Genomic DNA, 26,368 nt, shown 5'->3' with positions numbered 1-26,368 from the left:
ATGCAAAGGTCCTTCGGGCAGGCTTTGTCCGCAGGTTTTGAAATGAATTTTAGGAGGAAATAAAACAAATGAACAAGACAGAATTAATCGCAGCAGTTGCTGAGCAGGCAGAACTTTCCAAGAAAGATGCTGAGAAGGCACTGAAGGCTTTCACAGATGTTATTGCAGCAGAGTTAGTTAAAGGTGAGAAAGTACAGTTAGTTGGTTTCGGTACATTCGAAGTATCCGAGAGAGAAGCAAGAGAGGGAAGAAACCCGCTTACAGGTGAGAAGATCACAATCGCAGCTTCCAAGAACCCGAAATTCAAAGCTGGTAAGGCTTTAAAGGATATGGTAAACGCTTAATTCTGTTTTCGGAATGAACTGACTTATAAATTTGACCTGATCGCGACGGGTCATGTGAATCCCCTCTGTGATGCGAACGTGCGTTGCGGAGGGGTTATTGTTTCCGGGAAAACGTGTCCGCCCGGGGCGGGCAGCAGGAATTCTGGCGGCGGTATCGCCGCGAAAAGGAGCAGTTATGCGGTTAGACAAATATCTGAAAGTATCCCGTATCATCAAGCGGAGAACCGTGGCAAACGAGGCGTGCGACAGCGGTCGTGTCATGTTAAATGACAAGGTCGCGAGAGCCAGCGCGGAAGTGAAGGTCGGGGATATGATCGAGGTCGCATTCGGAACAAAGGCCGTGAAGGTGCGTGTGACGAGTGTGCAGGAGACGATCCGCAAGGAAGATACGAAGGAAATGTTCGAATATATTTAATAAGGAACCTCACGGCGATAAGTCTGTGAGGTTTTCTTTATGCCCCGGGAAAAAGGCGTCCCGGAGATCGCTGCCTGTGGGCATAAATTTTTATTCCCATCATATATATAAAAGAGAATGTACGCCGGCGCATTTTTGCGTCGGGCGCGGTCGCTTGCGGCAGATTTACATGCGGGAGGTGCTTTATGGAAGAGAATCCGGGAATGGCGCATAAGATCGTTTTGAATAACCGAGATCAGGGAAATCTCACGGGGATCCTGGATGTGATCTCGTTCGATGAAAATACCATCGTGCTGGACACAGACATGGGACTTCTGACCATCAAGGGGAAAGACCTCCATGTGAACAGGCTGAGCCTGGAAAAGGGCGAGATCGACATTGAGGGCAGGACAGACAGCCTTGTGTACTCGGCGGGCGGCGGCACGAAGAGCGGGGGAAGCTTTTGGGCGAAACTGTTTAAATAATAGTAACGATTCAGCAGGTCTGCAGACTTGCTGCGCTGACCGTAATAAAACATGGGGTGGAAGGCAAAAATCCCATCGGCGAAGCCGATTCGGAATGGATTTTTAATTGTGGAGGAATCGCAGAGTGAGCACATATCTTGCCGTGGAAGTGAGACTTGTCTGGATGAGTTTCGTGCTGGGATGCATTCTGATGGCAAGCTATGATCTGTTAAGATGGTTCCGCTTTTTTGTTCCGCACGGGCTGGTCTGGACGGGGATCGAGGACTTTTTTTACTGGATCTGCGCGGCTGTCATGACCTTTCTTCTGTTGTTTTATGAGAACAGCGGGATCGTCCGTGCCTATGTGATCGCCTGCGTGTTTTTCGGCATGATCTTTTACGATAAAATCATCAGCAGGAATGTGTTCCACCTATTGAAAAAGCTGAAAAAATGGTATAAAATTAAAAGAAAGACTGCCTCAGAAAAGAGAAGAAACAGGCCGTCTGAAATGTAGAAATAAAAGGTCATTCCCGGAAACACGTGGGAGTGTGGAAAATCCACAGGAAAATGGATTGCCTGTCATGAATGGGCATGTTCATGCACGGGAAACGGAATGGACCGGTTGATCAGGATAGAAGGCAAGATCAAGAAGGAAGCGAGGAGTCATGGGAGAAAACCGGAACAGACGGAACAAAAGAAGATCGAGAAACAGTCTGGGTAACCGGATGGCGCTGATCGGGATCACGGTGGTCGTAGGAAGCCTTGCTGTGGTTGTCCATATCGGCGGAACTTCCCTGAGAGAACGTGATCTGGAATACCAGGCACGGGAACAGGCACTCGAGAAGACGTTGGCGAAGGAGGAGGCGCGAGCCGCCGAACTCGAAGAGTACCGTGTGTATGTCCAGACGAAACAGTATATCGAGAAAGTCGCAAAAGAAAAACTGGGACTTGTAAATAAGGATGAGATCCTTTTTAAGGCGGATGAATCCAACTGATGTTTATCGGCGGATCATCTGAAAAACTTGTGAGCCGCATCATCTGTAAAATGACAGTGGATGAATGTCTGGCTCAAATCAGCGCAGATGATGTCGTAAATTTTTAAAAACTGAATACGGGAATCCGACAAATATTTCCCGCCTGCCTGCATATAATAAAATGGCGTATTCCGCGTCGTTTGGCTGGTCATGGAGACCTGGATGGTCTTTTGTGACAGGGTACGCAGGTTAGGAGGGAATTTTTGTGTTTGGAGATCGGGAGATACATAGAAAGCTGTCCGGAGCCGGGGGATATGCGGCGGGAAGACTCGCGGAGATCTCGGATTCACTGGGGCAGCTCGCAAAGATCATGAAAAATTCCGGTGAAGATCCGGGACTTTCCAGAGAGGACGGGATCACGGCGCTGGAATCGGCGGCATCCGTGGTCTGCGGGAGCTGCGACAGGTGCGGCATGAAGCAGGAGTGCCTGGATGAACAGGACGGGGAACATTATTTCCTATATTACCTGCTCCGCGCATTCGAGAAAAAAGGTGCGCTGGAGTACCCGGACATGCCCAGGGAGTTTCTGGACCGGTGCCGGAAAAAGACGGATTATCTCAGAGAATTGAACCGGAGTCTCGGACGCTCCACGATGAATCTCGCCTGGAAGAACCGGTTCCTCGAGAGCCGGGACGCAGTCATGCTGCAGTTTGAGGAGATGGCGGGGATCCTCGGGGAGTTTTCCGGACAGATGGAGCAGGCGGCGGACGTGACGGAGACGCTGATCCCGGCGGTCCGGTCTGCATTCCGGAAACGCAGGATTGCATTGGAGGACATGCTGGTCCTGAAGTATGGGGACGGAAGACGGGAAGCATTCCTTACGGTGCGGACAGCAAACGGGCGCTGTGTAACTGTGAAGGACATGGCGGCGCTGTTCGGACAGGCTGCCGGAGCGGAGTTTGTCCCATCGCGGAACGGAAAGACGCTGGTCACAAGAAAAACTTCCACGGTGCGCCTGATCGAGAAAGGAAATTACCGGCTGTTGTTTGGAGCTGCGAGGACCCCGAAAGAGGGAGAAGAGGTCTCCGGCGACAACTATATGTTCCGGAACACACTCCCAGGGCAGGTTGCTTTGAGTCTCTCAGACGGAATGGGGAGCGGACCGGCGGCGGGAGCGGACAGCGGGCGGGTCATGGAGCTCGCGGAACAGCTTCTCGACACGGGATTCTCCGCGAGATCGACGCTGAAGCTGATCAATACGGTGCTTTTGCTGAGCGGGATGGGCGACCGGCCGGCGACGCTGGATCTGGGACTTGTAAATCTTTACACGGGCGTTCTGGAAATGATGAAACTCGGGGCGGCGGCGTCCTTTCTCCTGCCGGACCGGAGATCCGGCGGGGAGGCGGAGATCCTGGAGTCGGAGACGGTTCCAGCAGGAGTATTGAATCCCGTGGAGCCGGTGATGATATCGCGGAAACTATGGGACGGGGACAAGATCATCCTAGTGAGCGACGGCGTTCTCGATGCGATGCCGGGGGCAGAAAAGGAGCAGACTTTCCGGGATTTCCTCGACGGACTGCCCGACGCCGGCGTGCAGGAGACGGCGGAGATGATCCTGACGTTTGCGCTGTCGTTTGAGGGAGAGCCGCGTGATGACATGACGGTGCTGGTCGGCGGGATCTACGGGTGATACGCGGCGGGAAGAATTTGGAAATGGAAGCTGCCCTCAGAAGGCGGGTTTACTGATCTGAGCGTAAAAGCGCAGGTGAAAAACTTCATAGACCAGGTTGGAACAGGATGGATCCGTCGTATGATGAATGGTGAAAATCCGGGAAAGCTGAGGATGAAGAGATAGGATCAATGCGATAAAAGAAAAACGGAGAAAAAAATGAACGAAAAAATGAATGCAGGAATCGGTCGGTTCCGGCAGAAGGTTCTTGCCTTTATGCGAAAAAATCATATGACAGACCGGGGAGACGGGGTCCTGGCGGCGGTATCGGGCGGCGCGGATTCCGTCTGCCTGTTACTGCTTTTGTGTGAACTGGCAGCAGAACTCGGGATCCATGTCTCTGCATTCCATATGAACCACGGGATCCGCGGCGCGGAGGCGGACCGGGATGAGCGGTTCGTGAAGGAACTCTGCGGGCGGATGGGGGTTCCGCTTACCGTGGTGCATGAGAAAGTAGGATCATATGCCGCGGATCACGGGTTGTCGACGGAGGAAGCCGGGCGGATCCTGCGCTACCGCCATCTGAAGGAGACGGCGGAAAAATACGGCTGTGCGAAGATCGCCGTCGCCCATCATGAGGACGATGATGCGGAGACGGTGCTCTTAAATCTCTTCCGCGGGAGCGGACTTCCCGGGCTCTCGGGAATCCGGCCGGTGAGAGCGGAGATCATCCGCCCATTATTATGCGTCTCCCGGAAAGAGATCGAGGAATACCTGACATCACGGGAACATTCCTGGTGTGAAGATTCCACAAACAAGGAGAATGATTACACGAGAAATAAGATCCGCAACGAGCTCCTGCCCTGGGTGACGGAGAACATCAACAGCCGGGCGGCGGAACATATCCTGGCGGTGTCGGAGTTTGCTGCCAAAGCGGATGCGTATTTCGAGGCGGAAGCGGAGCGGGTCTTAAGGGAAAGTGAGCGGAAGGAAAAGAGCCGAACCGGAAATTCTGTAAAGATCCGCACCGAAATCCTTGATCCCCAGCCCGAAATCTTAAAAACCTACATCATCCGCCGAATGATCTTAAATGCCGCCGGGAAGGCGAAAGACATCACGGAGCGTCACATTCGGCTGGTCATGGATCTTTCCGGTCCGGGCGGCGGCTGTATTGCGGACCTTCCGTATGATCTGCAGGCGGTCCGCGGGTATGAGACATTGGAGATCCGGAAAGTGTGCCAGGTGGGAGAAAAAGAAAGAAGAGAGAAGACTGGGGACATTTCGGCCTATAAATTCAGGAAAAATGCAGAGGACCTGGAATGCACAGAGGTGAAAATGGCAGGTCTGAAAACTTTATCCTGCGAAGCGCTTTTGGATACAGAAAAAAAGAAGATCGATCCGGAAGCGGGAGAGAGAAAGATCCTGCAGCTCGGTCCGACCATGATCCGCCTTCATGTCACCCAACGGAAAAAAGAACTGGAAATTCCGAAAAACCAGTATACGAAATGGTTTGACTATGATAAAATAAAAGATGGATTATCCATACGATACAGGAAAAACGGGGATTATTTCACACTTTCCGGCGGAGGGAAAAAGAAGCTCGGAAGGTTTATGATCGATGAAAAGATCCCGGAAAAAGAGCGGGACCGAATTCCGGTCCTGGCGGACGGAGACCATATATTATGGGTGATCGGATACCGGATCAGTGATTATTATAAAATAACAGATGAGACTGAACGTGTCCTGGAGGCGGAGATGATCCTGCCTGACGGGGGAGACCGGTCGGAAGACGGCGGTGGGAGAGCAGGCATCTGGAATTGCAAAGGAGAAGACCATGGCTGATAAAATTCGTGTATTATTAAGTGAAGAAGAAGTAGACAAGCGGATCAAAGAGATCGCGGACCAGATCAATAAGGATTATGAAGGAAAAGAAGTTCACCTGATCTGCATCTTAAAGGGCGGCGTATTCTTTACCTGCGAGCTCGCAAAACGCCTGACCGTTCCGGTAACGCTTGACTTTATGTCCGTATCCAGCTACGGAAGCGGAACCCAGTCTTCCGGCGTTGTAAAGATTGTAAAAGACCTGGATCAGCCGTTAGAGGGAAAGAATGTCCTGATCGTTGAAGATATTATAGATTCCGGACGGACTCTCGCATACCTGATCGATATCTTACACAAGAGAAATCCGAATTCCATCCACTTATGCACACTGCTCGACAAACCGGAGCGCCGTGTCAAGAAACAGGTGAAGGTTGATTACACCTGCTTTACGATCCCGGATGAGTTCGTTGTAGGCTATGGCCTCGATTATGACCAGAAATACCGCAACCTTCCGTTCATCGGCGTTGTGGAGCAGCAGTAAGGAGGCACCCCAAGTTGAAACAGAACCAGCAGTTCCGCGGACTTGGCCTTGTCCTGCTTGTGATCGCGCTCATCATGTTCGCGTCCAGCCTGACGAGCCAGGGGAGCTTATTCAGCCAGGAGATGACCCACCAGGAATTTATGGTGGCCGTCGAGAATAAGACGATCGAATCCGTGGAGATCAATCAGAACCAGCAGCCGCCGACAGGTACCCTGGATATCCTCTTAAAAAGCGGGGACCGGGCAACGGTTGCAGTATCCGATGTCAAGGACGCGGAAAAACTTCTCCAGGACAATTCCATCGACTACGTCGTTGAGAATGTCCCGCAGGAGAACTACCTGATGTCTGTCATTATCCCGGTCGCTTTGAGCGCCGTTGTGATCATGTTCATGTTTATGTTCATGAACGCGAGAGTCGGCGGGGGCGGCGGCGGAAACTCCAAGATGATGAATTTTGGAAAGAGCCGTGCGAAGATGAGCCGGACGAATTCCGTGAACTTCTCCAAGGTCGCAGGACTCGAGGAGGAGAAGGAAGAACTGGAAGAGATCGTTGATTTCCTGAAAAATCCGAAGAAATATACGGATGTCGGTGCCAGGATCCCGAAGGGCGTGATCTTGGTAGGACCTCCGGGAACCGGTAAGACACTTCTCGCGAAGGCGGTTGCCGGTGAGGCGGGAGTTCCGTTCTTTTCGATCTCCGGATCTGATTTCGTCGAGATGTTCGTCGGTGTCGGCGCTTCCCGTGTCCGCGATCTTTTTGAGGATGCGAAGAAAAACGCTCCGTGTATCGTCTTTATCGATGAGATCGATGCCGTTGCGAGACGCCGCGGTACCGGTATGGGCGGCGGACATGACGAGCGTGAGCAGACGTTAAACCAGCTCCTCGTTGAGATGGACGGTTTCGGAGTCAATGAAGGAATTATCGTGATGGCGGCGACAAACCGCGTGGACATCCTGGATCCGGCGATCCTGCGTCCGGGCCGTTTCGACCGGAAAGTCGGAGTCGGAAAACCGGATATCCGCGGACGCGAGGAGATCTTAAAGGTCCACTCGAAGGAAAAACCGCTGGGCGACGATGTGAACTTAGAGAAAGTAGCACAGACGACGGCCGGATTTACCGGAGCAGATCTGGAAAACCTCTTAAACGAGGCTGCGATCCTTGCGGCAAAGCAGGCGCGCCGCTATATTCTCCAGGCTGATATCGAGCAGGCGTTCGTCAAAGTCGGGATCGGCGCGGAGAAGAAGAGCAAGGTGATCTCCGAGAAAGAAAAGAAGATCACAGCTTACCATGAGACAGGTCATGCAATCCTGTTCCATGAACTCCCGGATGTCGGACCGGTCCACACGATCTCCATCATCCCGACCGGAATGGGCGCGGCAGGATATACGATGCCGCTTCCTGAGAAGGACGAGATGTTCAACACAAAGAATAAGATGCTGGAGACCATTATGGTTTCTCTCGGCGGCCGGATCGCGGAGGAGATCATCTTCGGAGACGTGACGACGGGGGCATCCCAGGATATCAAGCAGGCATCTGCGATCGCCCGCGCGATGGTAACCCAGTACGGAATGTCTGAGAAGCTCGGAATGATCAACTACGGCAGCGACGATGACGAAGTCTTCATCGGAAGAGATCTGGCGCATACGAGATCTTACGGTGAGCGTGTTGCTTCCGATATCGACAGCGAGGTCAAGAGGATCATCGATGAGTGCTACGCGAAGGCGAAGGAGATCATCCTGGCACACGAGGACATCCTTCATAAGTGTGCCGCTCTTCTGATCGAGAAGGAGAAGATCGGACAGGAAGAGTTTGACAGCCTGTTCGTTGAGGGAACGGAGAAGCCGGAGTTAGAGTAAGGTTTCGGATTTGCACCCCGGCAGAAGATCTCACAACAGAAAACTTTAGAAGCTTAAGTAAATCGACGTTTGTGCAAAAGAAATGCAGACAAACGTCGATTTTTTACTTACAATGACAAAAATGCACAAAGAAAACCGGGGCGGTGGCAATATGAACAAAAAAATTTTTCATGTTTTTAAATGTTTGTGCACACTTATCCGGACTCCTATGCTATATTACTACTCGTAACCCCCCAATACATTATATAGTTTTTGCTATACCCCATAAGAGACATAATACCTTTTCCGGAAGAAAGCCAGTGGTTCCCCCCGCTGGCTTTCTTTCTGCCCATTTTAAAGAAAAAATCTGAGGCTCCTGCTGTGCCGTGCGGGAGCTTCAGATTTTTAGGTTAACCGGAAATTCCGATGGAACTTCCGGTTAACCCAAAAGGCACTGCGTGCCTAAGATGCGCACTCGCGCGAAGATGAAGGTTGTCGCAAGCGACCGCGCGAGGCGCCCGAATGTGCCGAGGCACATTCTTTTTAATCTGCAAAAACAGTTTTTGAGGATCGCCGGAGTGAACTTTCAGAAAAAACGTGCAAATGGGGATATAATCCTGTATAATAACATTTGTGAGAAATGAGTGAGAACAGATACAGAAAATGCAGCCCGGATATCGCAAGAGAGGCTGCATCAGACCAACAAGGAGGCCATTCAAAATGTTGAAGGCGGCACTTTTCAGCGGTGGAACGAGAGAGTACCGCATCCCGGAAGAGCCGGAGTGCGGGGAGAATGTTAAGATAAGATTCCGGACCGGGGCCGGGGACGTGGACCATGTATACGCGGTGATCCGTGATGGCGGAAACCGGAATGAGTGCAGGCGGCTGGAGCTTGAGAAGGCGGAGACGGCCGGAAGATTTGATTTTTATGAGAGAACGATCCAACTGGGGGAGACCCCGTTGATATATGATTTTGAGGTTGTAAAAGGAGACGAAGTCTGTCACTATAACTGCCTCGGTGTGTCGGAGCCGGGAGGGATGGACGCTCCGTTTGTGATCACACCTGGATTCCATGTACCGGAGTGGGCGAAAGGCGCCCTGATGTACCAGATCTTCGTGGACCGGTTTAATAACGGGGATCCGACGAACGATGTCCTGGGAGACGAATATGTCTACATCGGATTTCCGGTGGCGAAGGTGGAAAAATGGAATGAGCGGCTTTCCGTCCTTGATGTGGACCGGTTTTACGGCGGCGACATCCAGGGAATCTGGGACAAACTCGACTATTTGCAGAGCCTGAAGGTGGAAGTGCTCTACCTGAGCCCGGTGTTTGTGTCCCCGTCGAATCACAAGTATGACTGCCAGGATTATGAACATATCGATCCTCATTACGGGGTGATCGTGAAGGATGAAGGGGAACTTGTGGCGGCGGATGCGTCGGATAACCGCAATGCGAAGCGGTATTCCGTGCGGACCTCCGACCGGGAGAACCTGGCGGCGAGTGATGCGTTTTTTGCCCGTTTTGTGCAGGAAGTCCACAAGCGGGGCATGCGGATCATCCTGGACGGAGTTTTTAATCACTGCGGGTCTTTCAACAAGTGGATGGACCGGGAGAAGATCTATGAGAAGGACGGCGGGTATGAGCCGGGTGCATACCTCTCAGCGGACAGTCCGTACCGGGATTTCTTTCTGTTTAAGGATGTGAACGGCTGGCCGGACAATGACTCCTACGAAGGCTGGTGGGGACATAACACGCTGCCGAAATTAAATTATGAGGGATCGGAAAAGCTGTATCAGTATGTGCTCGATATCGCGAAACGGTGGCTTTCCCCGCCGTACTCGATCGATGGCTGGCGTCTCGATGTGGCGGCGGATCTCGGTCATTCGCCGGAGATGAACCACCGGTTCTGGAGAGATTTCCGGAAGGTCGTAAAGGAGGCGAATCCGGACGCGCTGATCCTGGCGGAACATTACGGGGATGCCACGTCATGGCTTTCCGGGGACCAGTGGGATACGGTGATGAATTATGACGCGTTCATGGAACCGGTATCCTGGTTCCTGACCGGTCTGGAAAAGCACAGCGAGCGGAAGGATGACCACCTTCTGCACAACAGTCAGGCGTTCATGTGCTCCATGCTCTCCAACATGAGCCGGATGCAGACGGGATCTCTCTATGCGGCGATGAATGAACTTTCAAACCATGACCATTCGCGATTCCTCACGAGGACGAACCGCGTCGTGGGACGGCTTTATAAGCCGGAGGACGCGGAGAAAGCGGAGATCGGCGTGAATTACGGAACCTTCCGCTCCGGCGCGGTGATCCAGATGACATGGCCGGGGGCACCGACGATCTATTACGGTGATGAGGCTGGCGTCTTTGGCTGGACGGACCCGGATAACCGGAGAACATTCCCCTGGGGAAAGGAAGACCTGGAACTCACGGAATTTCACCGGTATCTCACGGGGATCCGGAACAGGACTCCGGCGTTCCGACACGGGGCGTTAAAGCCGCTGCTGGCGGAGAATGGTGTGATCGCGTATGGACGTTTTGATGCGGACGACCAGGGAGTTGTCGTTGTGAACAGTGAGGATTATTCCCAGAGAATCCGGATTCCGGTGTGGGAAGCGGAAGTGAACGGCGATTTTATGGACCGCGTGATGGCGACGGATGCGGAGCGGTACAACGCGGGCACTGTGCGGTATCCGGTGACGGACGGTGTGATGGAAGTGGAGATCGCGGCGAATGGGGCGATGATCTTTATTGGGAGTAAAGGCGAGTAGATGGCGATCATGGTGCGTGTGCCGGGACTGTAATACGCAGTGTTTTCAAGGGCATTTGGTCATAAAAAATGCTTGATTTTTGAATCGATGTATGGTATCATTTTGACTTGTCAGAATGATATGGGCGGATTCCCGAGTGGCCAAAGGGGACAGACTGTAAATCTGCTGCAACTTGCTTCGGTGGTTCGAATCCACCTCCGCCCATTTTTGATGATATAAGGCTTGATGAGATGGAAAGATTAAGGGAATGGCTGTGGTGGCTCCGAGGTATTATGGGGCTGCGCTCCATAATCGCCGTTTGCAACGGCGATAGCTGCTGATATGAGAAAAATTTCTTATGTGAGCAAGCTCCCAACGAAATTTTCCTCATATCAGCAGCTGCCTCTCATTGTTTATACGCGGGTGTAGTTCAATGGTAGAACACCAGCCTTCCAAGCTGGATACGTGGGTTCGATTCCCATCACCCGCTTTTTGAAGCGTCGGACCTCTGGATTTAGAGGTCCGATTTTTTGTTTAACAGGAAATTCCGTCGGAATTTCCTGTTAAACAAAAAGGCACTGCGTGCCTAAGATGCGCACTCGCGCGAAGATGAAGATCGTCGTAAGCGACCGCGCTCGGCGCGGGAATGTGCCAAGGCCCATTCTTTTTTACCCCCCAGGAGGACGAGCATGAATTTACGTGAATATCTGAAAGAAACCAACCTCATCACCGACGGCGCGTTCGGAACTTACTTTGCAGCAAAATACCAGACGCAGGAGATCCCGGAGCTTGCGAATCTCTCGGACCCGGAGAAAGTAAAGAAGATCCATGAGGAATATCTGAATGCCGGAGCAAATTTTATCCGGACGAATACTTTTGCGGCGAACACAGAGACGCTGCAGGAGAGCTTTCCGGAAGTTGAGAAGAACATCCGCGCGGCGGTGGAGATCGCAAGGAGCGCGGCGGAGGGGAAGAACGTCTGGATCGCAGGCGATATCGGTCCGATCCCGGTGAATGGGACGGAGGACGCGGCGGCAGCGGCGGACGAGTATTATCAGATCGCAAAGACGTTTGCGGAGGCAGGAGTCAAAGTCCTGGACTTTGAGACGTTTGCAGACCTCGACGGGATCCTTCCGGCGATCAAAAAGATCCGCGCCGAGTATGACATGTTCATCGCAGTCTCTTTTTCCGTGAACCAGTTCGGCTACAGCGCGGCAGGACTCAGCGCGAAGCGCCTTTTGGCGGACGCGGCGGCTGTTTCGGAGATCGATGCGGTGGGCTTAAACTGCGGTGTGGGACCGGCTCATATGCGCCAGATCCTGGAAAAAGCGGGACGTCCTGGGGATAAATTCCTGCTGGCGATCCCGAACGCGGGATATCCGACTTTGACGAGAAATAAACTTCAGTTTGGCAACACTCCGGTATATTTTGCGGAGAAGATGAAGGAGCTTCAGGAGCTCGGTGCTGACATTCTCGGCGGCTGCTGTGGAACGGATCCGGAATTTATCCGTGAAATGTCCGCCCGGGACGGAATCCTGAAGAAAAGTGCTCCGGAAAAAGAGGCGGAGAGCAGCGGACAGAGTGAACATGTGGTAAGACATGGATTCCTCTATGATGAGAACGGAAACAGAAAAGAGAAGAAGCTTATCGCGGTCGAGCTGGCGCCGCCGTTTGACGCGGATGATGAGAAACTCCTGGAATCCGCCCATCTTTTAAAGAATGCAGGCGTGGATGTCCTCACATTCCCGGATTCCCCGTCCGGAAGAACGAGAGTCGATTCTGTCCTCATGGCGAACAAGGTGCGCCAGGCGACGGGATTAAACGTGATGCCGCATATCTGCTGTCGTGACAGGAATGCGATCGCGATGCGGTCCCTGTTTCTGGGAGCTGCCATCAATGATATTTACAACTTCCTGATCATCACGGGAGATCCGATCCCGTCGACGGCGAGACAGACGGTCAAAGCGGTGTTCAACTCGGATTCCACGGGGCTTATGAAGATCGCGAAGGAGATGAACGAGGATGTCTTCGCGAAGAATCCGCTCTGCTACGGTGGTGCGATCAACCAGGGAAGAAAGAACCTGGACGTGGAGATCGGACGTGTAAAGAAGAAGATGGAAGAGGGAGCGGAGTTTTTCCTGACCCAGCCGGTATTCACGGAGGAGGACGCGGCGAGACTGCGCCGGATCAAGGATGAGACCGGGGCGCGGATCCTCTGCGGGATCATGCCGCTCATCAGCAGAAAGAACGCGATGTTCATGAAAAATGAGATCGCGGGCGTCAATGTGACGGATGAGATCGTCGCGAGATACCCTGAAAAATCCAGCCGGAAGGAAGGCGAGGCCGTAGGCATCCAGCTTGCGAAGGAAGTCATGAAGCTGGTGGAGGACTTCGCGGACGGATATTACTTCTCATTCCCGTTCAACAGGGTTTATATGTTGAAGGATATTTTGGAAAAATAGAAATAACAGGAGACGGCGCCCAGATCAGGGAAATGGCCGTAAATGGAGAATAGAAAAAGAATGATTAAAACGATCACAGCCGCAGAGCTGATCAATGGAAGAACCTTCGACCGGACGATCATTGATATCCGCCCGGCGGAGGAATATAAAAAAGGGTCCATGGACGCCGCATTAAATATCCCGGAGGACAAGCTGGTGGAATACTTGGAGAATCCGGAGGAGGCGGACATGGAGTCCGGAACGATCGGAGAGGGAAAGGCCTGGGAAGAGGGCGTAAATGTTGGAAAACTTCTCGCGGCGATCCCGAAGGACAAGCCGGTCTGGGTTCTCTGCCATACGGGAAACAAGAGCCTGTATGTGGCGGAACTTCTGAGCGATGCCGGATTTGATGCCGGAAGCGTGGAAGGCGGATACCGCTCCTTCCTGCGCCTGTCCCTGTCCATGATGGTCATGAACGAGGAGGAGGTCGCGGAGCGCACGAAGGCGATCGAGCGCAGCATCATCACAAAATACCGCAAATCGATTTGGAGACGGTTTACAAAGGGAGTTCATGACTACGAGCTGATCAAGGAAGGCGATAAGATCGCGGTCTGCATCTCCGGCGGAAAAGACTCGATGCTCATGGCAAAGCTCTTACAGGAGCTGAAACTTCATGGAAAAGTGAAGTTTGACCTTGTATTTCTCGTGATGAATCCGGGATATAATGAGGACAACTGGAATATCATCTTAAATAACGCGAAGCTTCTGGGAATCCCGATCCAGGTGTTTGACAGCGATATCTTCAATATCGTTGCCGACGTGGATAAGAGCCCGTGTTATCTCTGCGCGAGAATGCGCCGCGGGTACCTTTATTCCCACGCGAAGGAGCTCGGCTGCAACAAGATCGCGCTCGGACATCATTTTGACGATGTGATCGAGACAACGCTGATGGGAATGCTGTACAGCGGAAAGGTCGAGACCATGATGCCGAAGCTCCACAGCAAGAACTTTGAGGGTATGGAGCTGATCCGCCCGATGTACATGGTCCGCGAGGCGGATATCAAGGCGTGGAGAGATTACAACCACCTCCACTTTATCCAGTGCGCGTGCCGTTTCACGGAGCGCTGTGCGACATGCGGCGGCGAAAAGGGATCGAAGCGCGACGAGATGAAGGAGCTGATCGCGGAGCTCAGAAAGCGCTGTGACACGATCGACATGAACATCTTCAACAGTGTTCACAACATCAATCTGAAGACGGTCATCGGATATCACAAGGGAGACTGGAGTTACAATTTCCTGGATGACTACGATGAGGAGACGAAGAAAATCCATAATTGACAATTCTTTTCAAACACGCTATAATGAGAGTCTATCGGAGAATGCGCGGATGTGGCGGAACTGGCAGACGCACCAGCCTTAGGAGCTGGCGGGCAACCGTGGGGGTTCAAATCCCTTCATCCGCACTCTTCTGTAGAACAAAAAGATACTCATGTAACTGTGACGATACAATACAGTTACGGACTTACCAGAATAAGGGAGTAGTCGGCGCCGGAAAGCGCAGTAAGGTCAACATACTGGAAATGTTCCTGGCTTTACTTGAAATGATGAGACTTATCTGTCGGAAGATGACAGAGAAGGTCTCTTTTTTTGTATGATCGGAAGTCTCAATGGAATTTCCTGCTGAACAGAGAAACGCCGTGTATCTAAGATGTGCACTCGTGTGAAATGGAAGAACATCTCAAGTGACTGCGCCTGGTGTGAGAATGTACCATAAGAGATTTGTTTTATGTAATGGAAAATTCATGGCAGCATAAAAAACATTGTATGTAAAGATGAAAGCCGCTCCGGACTATTATGCGAAAAGCTCGGACCCGGGAAGCAGGATACATTCAAAGAAGAAATTATGATGGGTTAAATTTAGGAGGAATAGGAATCATGGGACTGTTGGAACTTTTTATTCTTGCGGTAGGACTGTCGATGGACGCTTTCGCGGTGTCTGTCTGTAAGGGGCTGTCGGTAAAAAAGATGGAACCGAAGCACGCACTGATCTGCGGTGCATATTTTGGCGGATTCCAGGCTCTGATGCCGACGATCGGCTACCTTCTCGGAAGCCAGTTTGAGTCCATGATCACACAGATCGATCACTGGATCGCATTTGTTCTTCTCGGGATCATCGGAATCAATATGATCAAGGAATCCAGAGAGGATGAGGACGAAGAACTGAACGCCAGCTTTGACGTGAAGACGATGTTAGCCCTGGCGGTGGCGACCAGTATCGATGCACTTGCGGTCGGCGTGACATTTGCGTTTTTACATGTAAACATCGTCTGGGCAGTGACCTTCATCGGATGTACGACATTTATCCTGTCGGCGATCGGCGTGAAGGTCGGTAATGTATTCGGAATGAAGTACAAGTCGAAGGCAGAGTTTGTCGGCGGACTGATCCTGGTCCTCATGGGGATCAAGATTTTGCTGGAGCATCTTGGATTCCTTGGCTGAGCCTGAAAAGCGCGGCCGGATCACGAAAAAACGGCAGCAGGAGAGGACCGGAACAGATAAAGAAGTTGAAAAAATAGATCTTTGGGAGAGAAAACTTCCGGGGGTCCATTTTTGGACTAAGAGGTTACTTTTCACGGGTAGGAATTTTCTGAACTGAAAATTCCGTATGATACCGTTGGAGTGCGGATTTTGCCGATTCGGAATGCGGAGCATCGGCATAACTTTTGTTGTCCGGCGTTCTTGACAAGGCATTCCGGTACCGATATAATGAATAATTGTCTGATACAGACAGATGAGATTTTGTAAAAATACCGTAATTGGAACGATATTACATAATCATAACCGATACATATCAGGGTTCGGCACCATTTCGGTGCGGACCCTGTCATTGCATCCTGATAAATTCTGATAAAGTAAAATAAGGAAAATACAGACATGAACAGAGAGAGAGACCAGAGGGGATCAAGGGGACCGAGAGACCAGAGAGATCCCAGAACCCAGAGAGACCAGAGAGACGAGTACAGGCAGCATTCCCCGGCCTGGATCCGGGCGCAGAGGCGGAAGAGAAAACAGATCTTAAGACGACGGATCATGATCGGCGGAGCGATCATCTGCCTGATCCTGATCATCGGAGCGATCCGGCTTATTTCCGGTCTGTTCGGGCATGGAAAAGAGAAGACAACGGATACTTCCGCGGAGGAATCCACATTCCAGGCATCCGATATCAGCGTCAACGGGATTTCTTTAAAGGGAATGACAAAGAGTGAGGCGAAAGCTGCCATCGAGGCGAAGTTTCCGTGGAATGTGAAGATCTCTTACAACGGGGAGAGCGTGGACGCGGACAATATGATCGACACCGAGCTGGATGCCTTTTTGGACGGGATTTCTGCTGACAAGAATGGCGGAGAATATACATTCTCGGTGGAAGATTCTGAAGATCTGCAGTCCGCAGCGGCAAAGGCAGCGGCAGACGCAGCGGCAAAATGGGATGTGAAGGCGAAGAACAGCTCGATCTCCGAGTATGACGCAGCGAGTGATAAGTTCCTGTTCACAGACGGAACGCCGGGTAAGGCCGTGGATCAGGAAAAACTTGCGTCGGATCTTGTTGCGGCTGTGACGAGTGGAAATTATGATGCGGTGATCCAGGCGGAGGTCAATGAGACGGCACCGGAGCTTTCCGAGGCCGATGCGAGAGAGCAGTATCAGAGACTTTCAACGTTTACGACGGAGACGACCGCGAACGAGAAGCGAAATACGAATGTCAAGCTGGCGGCGCAGGCGATCAACGGAACGATCGTACAGCCGGGAGAGGAATTCTCCTTTAACAAGGTTGTTGGTCCTCGTACAGCGGAAAAAGGCTACCAGGAAGCTGCCGCGTACAGCGGTGGCGAGGTCGTACAGGAACCGGGCGGTGGTGTCTGCCAGGTATCTTCCACGATGTACCGTGTGGCATTTCAGTCCGGTATGCAGATCACGTTCCGAAGATCTCATACCTTTGAGCCGAACTACGTAACTCCGGGACAGGATGCGGCGATCAGCTGGGATATCCCGGATTTCCGTTTTATCAATACCTCAAAGGCGGCGATCGGGATCCGTGCGAATTACAGCAACCGGAAGATGACGGTTTCCTTCTACGGAGTTCCGGTCCTCGAAGAGGGAATTACATGGAGTCTGGAGTCTGAGAAGACGGATGAACTTCCGCCGCCGGAGCCGACGTATGTGGAAGATCCGACTCTGGATCCTGGAACGGAAGTGACCCAGAAGGCGGGAACAAACGGAAGTCGCTGGATTACTTACAAGATCGTATCGAAGAATGGCACAGTCGTGGAAAAGACGGAAGACCATGCGAAGACATATAAGGGACATGCGGCGGTGATCCGCAGAAATACCGGATCTGTGAAGGTTGCTGCGAGTGAGACGACGGTTGCGGAGTCCACATCGGCAGCGATCGACGGAATGCCGGACGGATATGTTCCGGGCGAGAGTGTTGCGCCGGAGAGCTCTGCAGCGGCAACAACTGCGGCGCCTACAAGTGGCTCTGAGACAAAGAGCACGCACAGCGAGACGAAGAGCAGTCAGAGTGAGACGACAGCGGCATCCACAACCGCAGCAGCAACAACTGCAGCGACTGAGGCGGCGACAACCGCAGCTCCGACGACGGCCGCGTCTACAACTGCGGCAGCTCCGAATGGACCTGGTGAGGAGACGACGGCGACTCCGTCGACGGAAGCGATCGGAAATATCGCGGGATTTCCGGGGGACGGGAACTAAAATAGCCGGATAACAAAATAATTAAAATACGTAAATATAGAAAGAGATGCTGGTGGCTCATATTGATCCGTCGGCATCTCTTTTTGCTGATTTTTTACACAAGAAAAGATCGGAAAGGACAACAGACAGTGGAGCAGACAGGAAAAAAGTCAAAAGAAATGGATATGTTAAACGGCGGACTCGCGGTAGGACCGAACGCGGCGCTTGCGAACCTGATCGGACAGAAAAACCGCGGAAAGATCAACAGCATGGTCCACACGATCCTGACATTCGGGGCAGTTCTCGGAATTTCGCTCATGACGATCTTCCGGATGTTTACGAGCTATGAGATGCTGATGAATGTGTATGTGGCGTCCTGGCTGTTTACAGGTGGATCGATGTTTGTGATCTACTTCCGGCATATGAAAGGGCTGGAACGGCAGTTTATGGGGAATCAGGGATAAAAAATCAATGCCCACCAGCGCATGATGCGGAATTCTGCATCGCGTGTTGGTGGGCATTTTACTATAAGAGGATGATTTTGGCATTAAGAAGCACGGCATCTTCCTTCGCGTGCGTGGAAGCAATCAGAAGTTTTCCGCTGCAGAGTTCGTTGATCAGATCGATGACGGTCTGCTTTGTCGCGGGATCCAGTCCGGTGAACGGCTCGTCCATGAGGATAATTTCGGCCGGAGAGAGGAGTGCGCGGAGGACGGAAAGACGCCGCTTCATTCCGCCGGAGAATTCGCAGACCGGTTTTTCGAGCGCATCTGCGGGGAGAAGGCGGAGAAGTGAAGTGGTGAGTGTTTCTTTTGAATACCGGTTCCCGAGCGCAAAAAACAGGTTTTCAACAGCGGAAAATCCCTCTAAGAGGCGGTCTTCCTGGAAGACTGCAGAAATCTGCGGGCGGCGAAGTGAGCCCTTAAATAGAATTTCGCCCCGGTCCGGCGATTCCAGCCCGAGGATCAGGCGGAAGAGTGTTGTCTTTCCGCTTCCGGACGGCGCCATCAGGCAGTAGGCGGTTCCTGAGAAGAAATCCATCGAAAGACCGGTGAGGACCGGATGTCCATCGTAGGATTTCGAGATGGAGCGGAGAGACAGAGCCGGGATGTCAGCTGTGTTTTTACTCATCGATAAGAGCCCCCTTTCCTGCAAATTTCTTTAAGATCCACAAAAATAATTTTTCAAACAGTGTGCTGACCACAATGATCATGAAGGTCCATGCGAAGAGCTCTGCAGTGCTCAGATAGATCTTTGCGAGATACAGACCTTCCCCGATCGATCCGTCCGGAACTCCGATGACTTCGGCGGCAATCCCGGACTTGAAGCCCATGCCGAGCGCGGTCCGGCAGGCGCTTTTTAAGTATGGATAGAGCGCGCCGCGGTAGAGATACCAGACTCTTCGAATAAGCGGGATATGGAAAACAGATGCCATCTCTAAAAGCTCCGGGTTCGTGGATAAGAGACCGGCTTTCGTGTTCACATGGATCATCGGATAGACGACGAGAAAGGAAATGAACACGGAGAGATTCCGGGATCCGGTCCAGATGAGTGCCAGGATCACGAAAGAGGCGATGGGCACTGTTTTCATGAGCTGCACCGGCGGTTCTAAAAATTCGGAAACGATGGGAAAACGGTACGCCAGGGACCCAGTGAAGAGCCCGAGGAAAAAGGCAAGGAAAAATCCGAGACAGATCCGCCCGAAGGAAAACAGGATGGCGGACCAGAAAGCCGGAAGTAGGGCCTGTTCACAGAGCGCGCGCAGTGTGTCGACGGGACCGACAAGGAAAATATGGTTCCGGATCAGGGAGGCCGCGAACTGCCAGAGGATGATCCAGAAGAGGATGATCAGGATTCTGCGGGCGAAGCCGGGGAGCTGTTTATTCATGGCAGGTGCCTCCTTGAGAAGTAGAAATCAAATGAAAAAGTGTATCGATACAATTATTCAATGTGCAGAATGAATGGATAAGATAATTATAGCAGATATTTTTAGCACTTAATACATTTGAAAAACATGTACTGTGTTTCCATTATTTTAAAGATGAATTAGGTGCATAAATTTTGTGTTATCTCCAGAACGTTGATCGCTTCTGGAACAAACAAAGGAGCTGACACTGACAGACATAAATATGGGGTATGGCTGACTAATCCGCCATACCCCATGCTCATGATCCGGATGTGATTATTTTACATAGTAGAATCCATCATCCGGGAGCTCGCCGCCGACGGATGCCGGGTTCTGGTCATACAGAGCCTGGAGATAACCGGAGAGTGCCTCTTTCATCTCAGTTCCGGAGAGGAAGGTGATGTTGCAGTACGGAAGTGCCTTTCTGGCGATCGGGGCTTTTGCAACGATCTCAGCGTTTGCGATGAGCTCAGCAGCGGTATCCGGGTCCTCGGAGGTGAACTGGATGGACGCCTCATGTTCCTGTAAGAAGGTGTCGACGAGATCTTCATGCTCTTTTAAGAAGTCATTGTTTACGATCGTGACGCCTGTTACAAGGTGGCTTCCGGAAGCTTCGCCCTGGACATTGTCCCACTCTTTTGTGAGGTCCATGATGATGGAGAGTTTTTCGTTCTGGGCGAGAGCTGCTGTAACGAACGGCTGCGGGAGAAGACCGATGGCGTTCGGGTCTTCCGCGAGTACGGAAGCAACCTCGGATGCTTCCGATTTGAACTCGAGAGTCACGTCGTTTTCGCCGAGCCCTGCAGCGGAGAGCACATAGCGGAGTGCGTATTCCGGTGTGGTTCCTTTGCCCGGGAGATATACAGTTTTTCCTTTTAACTGATCGATCGTTGTCACGGAATTGTCGGCGGAAACGAAGTAGAGAACGCCGAGTGTGTTGATGTCGATCACGGAAATGTTTTTGTTTGTTTTATTGTAGAGAACGCTTGCAACGTTTGCCGGGAGCAGGGCGATATCGACTTTTCCGCCTGCGACCATTGCGGTCATCTCGTCAGCAGCGGTTACCATTGTAAATTCGTAGTTGTTTTCTGCTTCACCGTTTGCGGACTCATCCATGAGTTTTACGAGTCCCATGGTTGTCGGTCCTTTTAAGCCGCCGACGCGGACAACGGTTTCATCACCGGAGGTCTCAGCGGAAGCTGCTTCTGTGGAAGCTTCAGCGGCGGTTTCAGCGGCTGCTGTTGTCTCTTCTGCGGAAGAAGCGGCAGCAGTTGTTTCGGTTGTGGATGATGAGCAGCCTGCGAGGAGAGAGCCTGCGATCGCAGCGGCCATCATGACGGATAACATTTTTCTCATAATTGGTTCCTCCATGAAAGTTGAATAATAAAAGCCCGGTATGCACACGAAAAGAGCATACCGGGCGGGGTGAATTCATGGGGATGACCTTAAAGGCGATAAGATAGCCTGGGGAGGTCATATATAGATTCAATTTGCGCCGGATCCTTTTCGTCTTTGCCTTCAGGACATGTTTTCTATGACCTTTGGGGTTAGCACGACCAAGTTAAGTAGAATATAGCATGGGGAGTGAGGAATGTCAATCGTGGCGGAAGCTCATCGCTTGGCAGGCGCAGAGATGGCGGTTTTGGTTGGCTGGTAGAAATAGTTTATAAAGAAGTACCATAGGGCGGTGGGGTAGGCAGTGGAATTGTTCTGAATGTTAAATAATTATCAAAATATCTGAGTGATATCATCGCCGCACACGAACAAAAATCCTTCATGGAAAGACATGGAAATACGGGGAAAAGGGGAAATTTGCGGGGGCTGTACTTTCTGGAATACAATTTAAGAAAATAAGGTTTTTCCTTATATTGCGTTAAAAAATATACAATTTGCTTCTTGCTTTGAAAAGGGCGATATGCGATAATATGACTCGGATAAATATGGCAATTGAAATATGGAAAGATTTCATGGAGCAACGGTAAAGATTCTTTTGTCTCAGGGGAGTAGAAGACAGAAGAGATCGATGAAAAATGATCGGATCTTATGAAATCACCGGCTGTGAAAAAACAGGAGGAAAGTGTATGAAAACCAACGATGAGGCACTGCTTAAGATCAAGTATGACGTGCTGCGCACAGTTTCCAAGCTGGCTTTTGAGGGAAAGCTGGAGGAAGAGAGAGACAATATCCCGTTCAAACTGATCCCGGGCCCGAAGGCACAGTTCCGCTGCTGTGTATACAAGGAGAGAGAGATCATCCGTCAGAGAATCCGTCTCGCGGAGGGAAAATGTCCGAGTGACAAACAGAGCGACAATATCATTCAGGTCATCTCTTCTGCATGTGAGGAGTGTCCGATCACAAGATTCGTTGTAACCGATAACTGTCAGAAATGTATGGGTAAAGCCTGCCAGAACGCATGTAACTTTGGTGCGATCTCGATCGGCCGTGACCGTGCCCATATTGATCCGGGTATCTGTAAAGAGTGCGGACGCTGTGCTCAGGCATGTCCGTACAATGCGATCGCCGAGCTGATCCGTCCGTGCCGCCGCGCATGTCCGGTAGATGCGATCACAATGGATCCGGAGACAGGAATCTGCCAGATCGATGAAAAGAAATGTATCCAGTGCGGTGCCTGCGTAAGAAGCTGCCCGTTCGGTGCAATTTCCTCCAAGGTATATGTTGTACAGGTGATCGAGGCGATCAAGGCCGGCAAGAAGGTCGTTGCTATGGTTGCTCCGGCGGCTGAAGGTGAGTTCGGCCAGGATATCACAATGGAGAGCTGGCGTACTGCATTAAAGAAGGTTGGCTTTGCCGATATGGTAGAGGTTGCCGCCGGTGCTGATATGACAGCAGCTTACGAGGCAATGGAATGGGCAGAGGCATTTAAGGAAGGCAAGAAGATGACAACCTCCTGCTGTCCGGCATTTGTAAATATGATCAAGAAACACTATCCGACTCTGATCGATAATATGTCCACAACGGTATCCCCGATGTGTGCGGTATCCAGAATGTTAAAAGCGATCGATCCGGAGACGATCACAGTATTTATCGGACCGTGTATGGCGAAGAAGTCCGAGGCTGCGGACAAGTCCATCGAGAACAATGCAGATTATGTTCTGACTTTCGGTGAGGCGATCGAAATGCTGCGCGGAAAAGAAGTTGAGCTTGAGCCGGCCGAGGAGACGAAGCAGGAAGGCAGTGTCTTCGGAAAACGCTTCGGCAATGGCGGCGGCGTGACAAACGCGGTGATCGAGTGCTTAAAGGAAAAGGGAGAGAGCACAGACGTGAAGGTTGCACGCTGCAGCGGTGCGGCTGAGGTCAAGAAAGCCCTTCTTCTTCTCAAAGTAGGCAGACTTCCGGAAGACTTCATTGAGGGTATGATGTGCCAGGGCGGCTGCGTAGGCGGACCGAGCAACATGAAACAGGAGATGGCATTCAAGAAAGACCGTGACGCCGTGATCGCGAAGGCAGACGGCCGCGGAGTATGGGAGAACTTAAAGAATTACGATATGGATTCCTTCTCCATGCATCGCAGCTACGAGAAGCCGGAGGCTTAATGTAGATTTACATAACATATGAATATGGCAGGGTGTCCGGCTGAGGTTGGCGGACATCTGTGAACAAAAGAACAGCATGTATTTTTCGGGTCGGTTTCCGTGAAATACATGCTGTTTTTTATATAACAGGAAATTCCGCAGAATTCCCTGTTACACAAAAGACCCTAACGGTGTGCCAATGATGCGCACTCGCGTGAAACTGTAGATTGTCGCAGGCGACCGCGCGAGGCGCGAGAATGTGCCCAAGCACGATCTTTTATGTTCACAAAACGCTGCCGGATATGATAAAATGGAACCAGATCATTTCGGTATTACAGGGAGTATGGACATGGGGAAACTGAACGATATTTACATACAGGAAAGCCTGAAGGTGATCCTGGAAAGTATTCCGGAATATACGGTGACGACGGTGGTTGCCCCGATGGGATACGGAAAAACCACGGCGGTCACCAGCTTTTTAAAGGGGCTTGGGAGTTCTGCGCTTATATTCCGCCTGAACATGCTGGCGGATGAGGGCAGTATCTTCTGGAGCAGCTTCTGCCGGAGCTTTCGGAATTTTCCAAAGCTGAGACAGGAATTCGTCGAGATGGGAATGCCGAAGAACGATGCGGCGAGAGCTCTGTTTCTCGAGATCCTGCTTGACGGTCTTGAGAGTGAGACGCGGGATATTTATCTGGTTTTGGACGATTTCCATCTTGTAAAAGAAGAACCGATCCGGAAATTTCTCCTGTTTCTGATCAAACAGCTGCCGGAACAGTTCCGCCTTATCATCATGAGCCGGAGTGAGGTCTTTGAGGGACAGGAAAAGCAGGAGCTCGGACGCCGGCTTTTAGAGATCCGGAAAGAGGATCTGTGTCTGAAAAAACAGCAGATCTTCCAGTACGCGAAGCACTGTTCCGTCACTTTAAGTGAAGCTCAGGGAGAGAGCTTAAGTAAAATGACAGAGGGCTGGATCTCCATGATCTATCTGAATTTTAAGGAGCTTTCTTCGAGCGGACGTCTGCTTTCGGATGGCGAGTCCATCTATGATGGAATGAGAAAGCTGTTTTTTGACACGGTAGATGAGCTTCATAAAAAATTTCTCCGGGTCATGTCTGTGTCAGACGGATTTACCGCGGAGCAGGCGGAGTTTTTATGGGGAGGCTCCTGTGAAAAGCTTCTGGAGGACCTGACTGCGGGAAACGCGTTTATCAGCTGTGACAGGACGACGGGAATCTATCGCTATCATCATATGCTGCTTGCATGTGCAAGGGAGGCGTTTTGTGAACTTCCCAAAACGGAACAGGATCAGTATTTACGGGATCTTGGCCGTTGGTATATGAAAAACAGAGAGATCCCGGAGGCGATCGAGACATTTTACCGTGCCGGAGACTATGATTCCATGCTTGGGGCGCTGGAGACGACCCAGTCCTCCTGGCAGAGCAATGAGTACCGGAACCGGTTAAAGGTCTGGCTGGAACATTGTCCGCCGGAGATCTTAAAGAAGCATTATCTGGCTCAGATCATCTGCATGCGGCGGTTCTTTTTCTTTGGGATGATGCCGGAGATGATGAAGATGAAGGAATTTTTCCTTTCCTGCATGGAAGATCCGGAAGATATCGACGAAAAACAGAGAAACCAGTATTTCGGTGAATTTTATATGAATATGAGCTTCCTGGAATACAATAAGATCTCCGCCATGAGTGTCCTTCACCGGAAAGCGGGAAGCCTGATGAGGGAGAAGGCGGTGACGCTTGATACCACCAACAGCTGGACGTTTGGTTCGCCGTCGGTATTATGGCTGTATCACAGCGGCAGCGGGTCCCTTGACCGGGAAATGGACGAGATGCATGAGTGCATGCCGTATTATTACCGCCTGACAGAGGGACATGGACAGGGGGCAGAGCACATGATGGCGGCGGAGGCCGCTTTTGACCGGGGGATGGATGCAGATGCGCGGATCGCCATGGAAAAGGCAGTGGATGCGGCAAAGCGCTACGGCCAGTGGGGGATCCGGACCTGCTGTCTCTTTTTAAAGATGCGGATGGCAAAAAAGAATGGCGGGGTTGAAACGCTCGGGGAGGAGAGGAAAAGCTTCCGCCGGGGGCTGATGGAAAACCGCCAGTATATCATGATCCACAGTCTGGATCTCTGCGACAGCTTTATTGCGGCTCTGCGCGGGGAGACGGAGAAGATCGTGCCGTGGGTCGCGGACGGTCTTTTGGAAAGCTCCTCCGTGTTAGGGGCAGCGATGGCATCGGCGCTTACGATCTACCATCAGGTTTTGCTGGCGCGGGGAGAATACTCAAAGCTTGCGGCGAGAAAAGAAAGCATGGAAAAGCAGTTTCTCGGAAGCCGGGTGGTCTATGTCATGCCTGCGATCTATCTGGAGATCCAGCTAGCAGCGGCATTTTCACACCTTGGAAAGGAACAGGAGGCGGAAGCAGCGTTAAAGAAAGCTGCGGAGCTTGCCTTTGTTGACAGGATCTACATGCCGTTTGTGGAAAACATGGATCAGATTCCGGCAAAGCTGTGGAAAACCCTTTCGGATGTGCCGGCTTATCAGGATGATCTTCGGCAGATCGCCGGAATCTGCGGGCATTATAGGGGAATGACGTTCCCGGGAACTTCCGGAGATGGTCTCGCAGTGCTTTCAGAGCGGGAGCTTGAGATCGCCAGACTGGCATCGGAATACATCAGCAACCAGGAGATCGCCAGACGCCTGTTCCTGACCGAAAACACAGTGAAGACCCACATGAAAAACATCTATGCAAAGCTGGAGATCGGCGGCAGCAGCCGTGATAAAAGGCGGCAGCTGGAAAAGCTTTTCCGGTAAAAAAATAGAATAGAAACATGGAAAAATCCCTCAAAGGTTACTACTTAGGGGTGAGGACATGAAAAGAAAGCTTCTGTACAATATAGGTATAGAGGCTTTTT

The 26,368-nt window shown here is 51.5% G+C and carries 20 protein-coding genes and 3 tRNA genes; 20 read left to right on the top strand and 3 right to left on the bottom strand.

What is annotated here, in order from left to right; all coding sequences use genetic code 11:
* Positions 1 to 68: 68 nt before the first annotated feature.
* The 18 genes from FN001_RS12230 (at position 69) to FN001_RS12145 (ending at position 18,456) form a co-directional block, all read left to right on the top strand.
* Positions 69 to 344: an HU family DNA-binding protein gene (locus tag FN001_RS12230; protein ID WP_015552342.1), complete on the top strand. Its 276-nt coding sequence runs from the start codon at positions 69 to 71 to the stop codon at positions 342 to 344.
* 175 nt (positions 345 to 519) lie between these two features.
* On the top strand, positions 520 to 759 hold the full coding sequence (locus tag FN001_RS12225; protein ID WP_142412097.1) for an RNA-binding S4 domain-containing protein: 240 nt from the start codon (positions 520 to 522) through the stop codon (positions 757 to 759).
* 185 nt (positions 760 to 944) lie between these two features.
* The gene (yabP, locus tag FN001_RS12220; RefSeq protein WP_118298327.1) at positions 945 to 1,223 is read left to right on the top strand and encodes a sporulation protein YabP; all 279 of its coding nucleotides are present in this window, start codon (positions 945 to 947) and stop codon (positions 1,221 to 1,223) included.
* A 124-nt stretch (positions 1,224 to 1,347) separates the two neighbouring features.
* Positions 1,348 to 1,716, top strand: a complete 369-nt coding sequence (gene yabQ / locus FN001_RS12215) for a spore cortex biosynthesis protein YabQ (protein ID WP_243122006.1) — start codon at positions 1,348 to 1,350, stop codon at positions 1,714 to 1,716.
* A gap of 151 nt (positions 1,717 to 1,867) precedes the next feature.
* The gene (locus tag FN001_RS12210; RefSeq protein WP_118298325.1) at positions 1,868 to 2,197 is read left to right on the top strand and encodes a septum formation initiator family protein; all 330 of its coding nucleotides are present in this window, start codon (positions 1,868 to 1,870) and stop codon (positions 2,195 to 2,197) included.
* Positions 2,198 to 2,441: 244 nt separating this feature from the next.
* Positions 2,442 to 3,866 carry a SpoIIE family protein phosphatase gene (locus FN001_RS12205; RefSeq protein WP_142412010.1) on the top strand — a complete coding sequence of 475 codons (1,425 nt, stop codon included), beginning with the start codon at positions 2,442 to 2,444 and terminating at the stop codon, positions 3,864 to 3,866.
* A 198-nt stretch (positions 3,867 to 4,064) separates the two neighbouring features.
* Entirely contained in the window at positions 4,065 to 5,687 is a 1,623-nt protein-coding gene (tilS, locus tag FN001_RS12200; protein ID WP_142412009.1) for a tRNA lysidine(34) synthetase TilS, read from the top strand.
* Positions 5,680 to 6,207: a hypoxanthine phosphoribosyltransferase gene (gene hpt / locus FN001_RS12195; RefSeq protein ID WP_118298322.1), complete on the top strand. Its 528-nt coding sequence runs from the start codon at positions 5,680 to 5,682 to the stop codon at positions 6,205 to 6,207. Before tilS ends, hpt begins: the two co-directional genes overlap by 8 nt.
* Positions 6,208 to 6,221: 14 nt before the next feature.
* Positions 6,222 to 8,063, top strand: coding sequence for an ATP-dependent zinc metalloprotease FtsH (gene ftsH, locus FN001_RS12190; RefSeq protein WP_207705625.1), 1,842 nt, complete (start codon positions 6,222 to 6,224; stop codon positions 8,061 to 8,063).
* Between the two features lie 699 nt (positions 8,064 to 8,762).
* Complete coding sequence (locus tag FN001_RS12185; RefSeq protein ID WP_142412008.1) at positions 8,763 to 10,823, top strand: alpha-glycosidase; 2,061 nt, start codon at positions 8,763 to 8,765, stop codon at positions 10,821 to 10,823.
* A 122-nt stretch (positions 10,824 to 10,945) separates the two neighbouring features.
* Positions 10,946 to 11,027: transfer RNA gene (locus tag FN001_RS12180), tRNA-Tyr, on the top strand.
* Positions 11,028 to 11,221: 194 nt separating this feature from the next.
* Positions 11,222 to 11,292 (top strand) — tRNA-Gly (locus FN001_RS12175).
* Between the two features lie 199 nt (positions 11,293 to 11,491).
* On the top strand, positions 11,492 to 13,264 hold the full coding sequence (locus tag FN001_RS12170) for a bifunctional homocysteine S-methyltransferase/methylenetetrahydrofolate reductase (RefSeq protein ID WP_142412007.1): 1,773 nt from the start codon (positions 11,492 to 11,494) through the stop codon (positions 13,262 to 13,264).
* A gap of 60 nt (positions 13,265 to 13,324) precedes the next feature.
* Positions 13,325 to 14,581 (top strand): PP-loop family protein, encoded by a 1,257-nt coding sequence (locus tag FN001_RS12165; RefSeq protein WP_142412006.1) that lies wholly within the window; start codon positions 13,325 to 13,327, stop codon positions 14,579 to 14,581.
* 45 nt (positions 14,582 to 14,626) lie between these two features.
* Positions 14,627 to 14,706: transfer RNA gene (locus tag FN001_RS12160), tRNA-Leu, on the top strand.
* 472 nt (positions 14,707 to 15,178) lie between these two features.
* The gene (locus FN001_RS12155) at positions 15,179 to 15,742 is read left to right on the top strand and encodes a manganese efflux pump MntP (RefSeq protein ID WP_118298318.1); all 564 of its coding nucleotides are present in this window, start codon (positions 15,179 to 15,181) and stop codon (positions 15,740 to 15,742) included.
* A 435-nt stretch (positions 15,743 to 16,177) separates the two neighbouring features.
* Entirely contained in the window at positions 16,178 to 18,013 is a 1,836-nt protein-coding gene (locus tag FN001_RS12150; RefSeq protein ID WP_142412005.1) for a VanW family protein, read from the top strand.
* Between the two features lie 128 nt (positions 18,014 to 18,141).
* Entirely contained in the window at positions 18,142 to 18,456 is a 315-nt protein-coding gene (locus FN001_RS12145) for a hypothetical protein (RefSeq protein WP_142412004.1), read from the top strand.
* A gap of 61 nt (positions 18,457 to 18,517) precedes the next feature.
* On the opposite strand, the gene FN001_RS12140 is transcribed toward FN001_RS12145, so the two are convergent.
* The 3 genes from FN001_RS12140 to FN001_RS12130 form a co-directional block, all read right to left on the bottom strand.
* Complete coding sequence (locus FN001_RS12140) at positions 18,518 to 19,123, bottom strand: ABC transporter ATP-binding protein (RefSeq protein ID WP_142412003.1); 606 nt, start codon at positions 19,121 to 19,123, stop codon at positions 18,518 to 18,520.
* Positions 19,116 to 19,880 carry an ABC transporter permease gene (locus FN001_RS12135; RefSeq protein WP_142412002.1) on the bottom strand — a complete coding sequence of 255 codons (765 nt, stop codon included), beginning with the start codon at positions 19,878 to 19,880 and terminating at the stop codon, positions 19,116 to 19,118. Before FN001_RS12135 ends, FN001_RS12140 begins: the two co-directional genes overlap by 8 nt.
* A 294-nt stretch (positions 19,881 to 20,174) precedes the next feature.
* A complete protein-coding gene (locus FN001_RS12130; protein ID WP_142412001.1) occupies positions 20,175 to 21,254 on the bottom strand; it encodes an ABC transporter substrate-binding protein in 1,080 nt (359 codons plus the stop codon).
* 725 nt (positions 21,255 to 21,979) lie between these two features.
* Between FN001_RS12130 and FN001_RS12125 the strand changes: the two genes are divergently transcribed.
* Positions 21,980 to 23,452, top strand: a complete 1,473-nt coding sequence (locus FN001_RS12125; protein WP_142412000.1) for a 4Fe-4S dicluster domain-containing protein — start codon at positions 21,980 to 21,982, stop codon at positions 23,450 to 23,452.
* Between the two features lie 328 nt (positions 23,453 to 23,780).
* Positions 23,781 to 26,267: a helix-turn-helix transcriptional regulator gene (locus FN001_RS12120; protein WP_185911915.1), complete on the top strand. Its 2,487-nt coding sequence runs from the start codon at positions 23,781 to 23,783 to the stop codon at positions 26,265 to 26,267.
* Positions 26,268 to 26,368 lie beyond the last annotated feature (101 nt).

The organism is Clostridium sp. Marseille-P7770 (assembly GCF_902143525.1).
GTDB lineage: Bacteria > Bacillota > Clostridia > Lachnospirales > Lachnospiraceae > Pilosibacter.
Note: the sequence above shows the minus strand (reverse complement) of the source record. Positions and strands in the feature narration are given on the sequence as shown.